Annotated in this window: 4 protein-coding genes; all 4 read left to right on the top strand. The window is 39.9% G+C overall.

Features of this window, described 5'->3' with window-relative positions; all coding sequences use genetic code 11:
• Positions 1–1,049 (top strand): acyltransferase family protein (locus tag QZY09_RS18940; RefSeq protein ID WP_295674849.1); only part of this gene is annotated, 1,049 nt, incomplete at its 5' end.
• Between the two features lie 4 nt (positions 1,050–1,053).
• On the top strand, positions 1,054–1,989 hold the full coding sequence (locus QZY09_RS18935) for a glycosyltransferase family 2 protein (protein WP_295674848.1): 936 nt from the start codon (positions 1,054–1,056) through the stop codon (positions 1,987–1,989).
• Complete coding sequence (locus tag QZY09_RS18930; RefSeq protein WP_295674847.1) at positions 1,986–2,831, top strand: alpha-1,2-fucosyltransferase; 846 nt, start codon at positions 1,986–1,988, stop codon at positions 2,829–2,831. Before QZY09_RS18935 ends, QZY09_RS18930 begins: the two co-directional genes overlap by 4 nt.
• 3 nt (positions 2,832–2,834) lie before the next feature.
• On the top strand, positions 2,835–3,479 hold a 645-nt coding region (locus tag QZY09_RS18925; RefSeq protein ID WP_295674846.1), incomplete at its 3' end, for a hypothetical protein.

Below are 3,479 nucleotides of genomic sequence, written 5' to 3'. Positions count from 1 at the left end.
GCCATCCTGAAATAGCTACGACTAAAATGCCCTTAAAACGGGATTATGCAGTTGACAACCTGAAGGGCGTCATCATAATTTTGGTAATAATCGGACACAACAATCTCCTGAACTCGTTTAAAAATCCATTTACTGATTTTTTACAGGGATACATTTATTTATTTCATATGCCTCTGTTTTTTGGCGTGTCGGCATTATTTGTCAGGGACTTTTCTTGGGAGTATGTAAAAAAAAGGTTCATCCAGCTAATGCTCCCATTTTTCTTTTTCGCTATCATCGATCCGGTTAATATTATTTTCCAACTCGTGCACCCCGGCTCAAGCGCTATTCCTCTGCTTTTAGACTTCCACTTTAAAGATGCGATAAAAAAAATATTCGTCGGTTCGGGCTTTTATCTTCAAAGCCCCTTATGGTTTTTACCAACGCTGTTTTTGGCCAATCTGCTTTTTGCCTTACTGTTTAAAAACCGTTTAAATAAGCTTCTGATTGGGATTTACTTGGTCGTTTTTTGTTTGGTGTTGTTTTTTGCCGGCATTATTCAAACAAAACACTATTTGGTTTCCTATGGCATCGACGCTGCTATTTACGTCATTCCCCTGCTGTTTATTATGCATTTTGTTTATATTAATAAGCCCCGTTTTTTGAAATATAACCCACTGATATACCTCGGTGGAATAATTGCTTGTTCCATCCTGATCCTTTTGGTAATACCTAAACGGCCGCTGGCAGCGTTAACCGGGCGATTTGATATCGCGCAGTTTTATGTTCCAAACACATTGTGGGGCTACTTGCTTATTTGCGCATTATCTGTTTCGATATTTTTGCTTTTTCTGAGATTTAACAGGCGCACGATTTTTAGTACGATCGGTCTTTACACCATGCCCATCTTCATCCTACATATCTACCCCTGGTTTAACGGACTGAAAGCTCTTTCACCTGTTTTGTTTTTGTTATTAAATATAATTGGCGCCCTCGCCATTGCTATAGGCCTATCTAAATTATTAATGAAAATATCACCCAAATTCAGATGGATAGGGATGGTCGCTTAAAACAATGTCATCAATTTCATTTTTTTTACCGGCTTATAATTGTTCGCTCACTATAGAGGAGTCTGTTGATTCTATCATGGTGACAAACTTTACCGATGGGGATGAAGTCATTATTGTAAATGACTGCTCAACCGATAATACGACGGAGGTTTTAAATAAGCTGAAACAAAAATACCCGGTTATCACCGTTATTGATCATCAACGCAATAAAGGCGGCGCCGCGGCACGGAACACCGCTGTGGAAAGTGCAAAAAACGAACTTTTGTTTTGCCTTGATTCGGATAATGTATTGGCCCCGTCGAGTATTGCTCCGCTGAAAAAGTATCTAACAGAAAATAATGCTGATGTCGCCTCATTCCAGTTTCAGCATTCATTTGCAGATGATAAATTTAACCCGGTATATATCTGGACATTGCCTGCCGGTGACTTTGACCTGAGTAGTTACCTGGACGGGAAGAATACGCCCGGGCAGCATGGTAATTATATGTTTACCAAACAAAGCTGGCTTAAAGCCAAAGGCTATGCCGAAGGTACCGGTGCACTCGATACCTGGACATTCGGCCTGCGCCAGGCAATTACAGGTGCTAAAATGGTCGTGTTAAAGGATACTTTTTATTATCACCGGTTGGATTATGCCAATTCATACTGGATGCGCGATGCTGAGGCTAACCTCTGGTCGGTTTCAGTGAAGGCAGCTTATGCCCTTTTACCATTTTTTGACAGGATAGACGAGCAGTTTTTAAACTACATGCTTGGCGAGGGTAAATACATCTGGTTTTACCAACTTAAAAGCAGGCCGCTTAAATTGGTTTCCGATGGATCGAAAAAGGAATTTTATATCAACCTGAACAAAAAAATAAATGCGGCCATTTACCCCAAACCCTCGGTTTTGTCGCGGGGGGTCAACAAAATTAAAAGGGTGCTTAAGTTGAGTAAATGATAGCGGTGAGATTAGAGGGCCGCTTGGGCAACCAGCTTTTTCAATATGCATTTATCCACAGTGTTTCAAAAAAGCTGAAAACAAGGTTTTTCATTGATAAAAGCGTTATCAATTTCATGGTACCAGCGTATTTCGAATTAAAACAGACCCACTTGTCCGTTTTGGACAAGTACATTTTTACCATCAGCGGGTACAAAAATATTTTCAACTACCATTTAAAGGTTGCGTGTTACAAATTGCTAAAGGGAATTTACGGGCTGCGTGAACTCGTTTTTGAAAATGAACTTTCTCCGGGCGAACAGCTAAAGGGAATTAATGACAAGTTATTATACACCGGGTTTTTTCAATCTGAAGCGTATTTTATCGATCACAAAAAGGAGGTTGTCAATTTATTTTCGGTAAAAAAAAGCCACAGGGAGCAATTTAAAAATATTTTTAAAACGCTTCCTGCATCAAAAAAATATGTAACTGTTCATATTCGCCGGGGCGACTATTCGGGCCTCGATCTGGTGCTGAGTGCTGATTATTACAAAAGGGCCATTCATAGTATTCACACCGATGAAAACTATTATATTTTCATCAGTGACGATTTTGAATTTATCAACCGGGAGTTCGGACATATCGAAAATAAATACCTGTCGGGAAATACTGAGATCATTGATTTCCAGTTTTTAACCCATGCCGATATTTGCATCCTGTCTGCCAGTTCATTCAGCTGGTGGGGGGCATACCTTAATCCCAAACATCCCAAAGTAATTGCGCCGGCGTATTGGCTTGGAAAAAATGAAGGGAAAGAACTTCCGGTAAATGTGATCCCGGAGGGATGGATAAAATTTAACTGACGATTGGAACTGCTGCAATTAAATAAATTTGGTGATCTGCATAACGGGAGGGATGTTATTTTCTGCAAAACCGATTATCTGAAAGATGAATTTAAAAAAATTGCTAAATTCAAAAATGAAGTCATCCTGATTTCAGGAAACGGGGACGGGGGGATCGGAAACGGTTTAACTTCACTCATGCCTGATAATATTTTCCGTTGGTATTGCCAGAACAAATTAACCTATAACGAAAAATTGGTGTCCATCCCTATCGGTTTAGAAAATACCAGCGTTAACAAACGAAAAGGGCATGGGGTGGCATGGCAGCATGCAGTAGAAAAAGTGAGGCTATTAAGTGAAGTTTTTAACAGCAGTGAGACTGGCATTCCTTCAAAATTTTTATACTCCAATTTTAATCCGCAAACCAATGAAGCATACCGCAACCCGATCAAAGAAATTTGCATCAATGCTCCATTCATCAATTGGGACGAGCCGTCGTTAAATTACCCGGAGTTTATAAAAAAGATTTTGGATCATGAAGCAACGGTCTGCCCGGCTGGAAACGGTATTGATACGCACCGGTTGTACGAGGTACTATATTGCAAAAGGGTAGCCATTACATTTAAAACAGGTAATTACCCGGTATATAACGAACTGTATGAAAAACTC

It is taken from the genome of uncultured Mucilaginibacter sp. (assembly GCF_903913935.1).
Taxonomy (GTDB): domain Bacteria; phylum Bacteroidota; class Bacteroidia; order Sphingobacteriales; family Sphingobacteriaceae; genus Mucilaginibacter.
This window is presented reverse-complemented; position numbering and strand designations above follow the sequence as displayed.

Coding starts and splice junctions, on each gene's coding strand:
- QZY09_RS18935 (WP_295674848.1), top strand. CDS start 1,054: ATGTCATCAATTTCATTTTTTTTACCGGCTTATAATTGTTCGCTCACT.
- QZY09_RS18930 (WP_295674847.1), top strand. CDS start 1,986: ATGATAGCGGTGAGATTAGAGGGCCGCTTGGGCAACCAGCTTTTTCAA.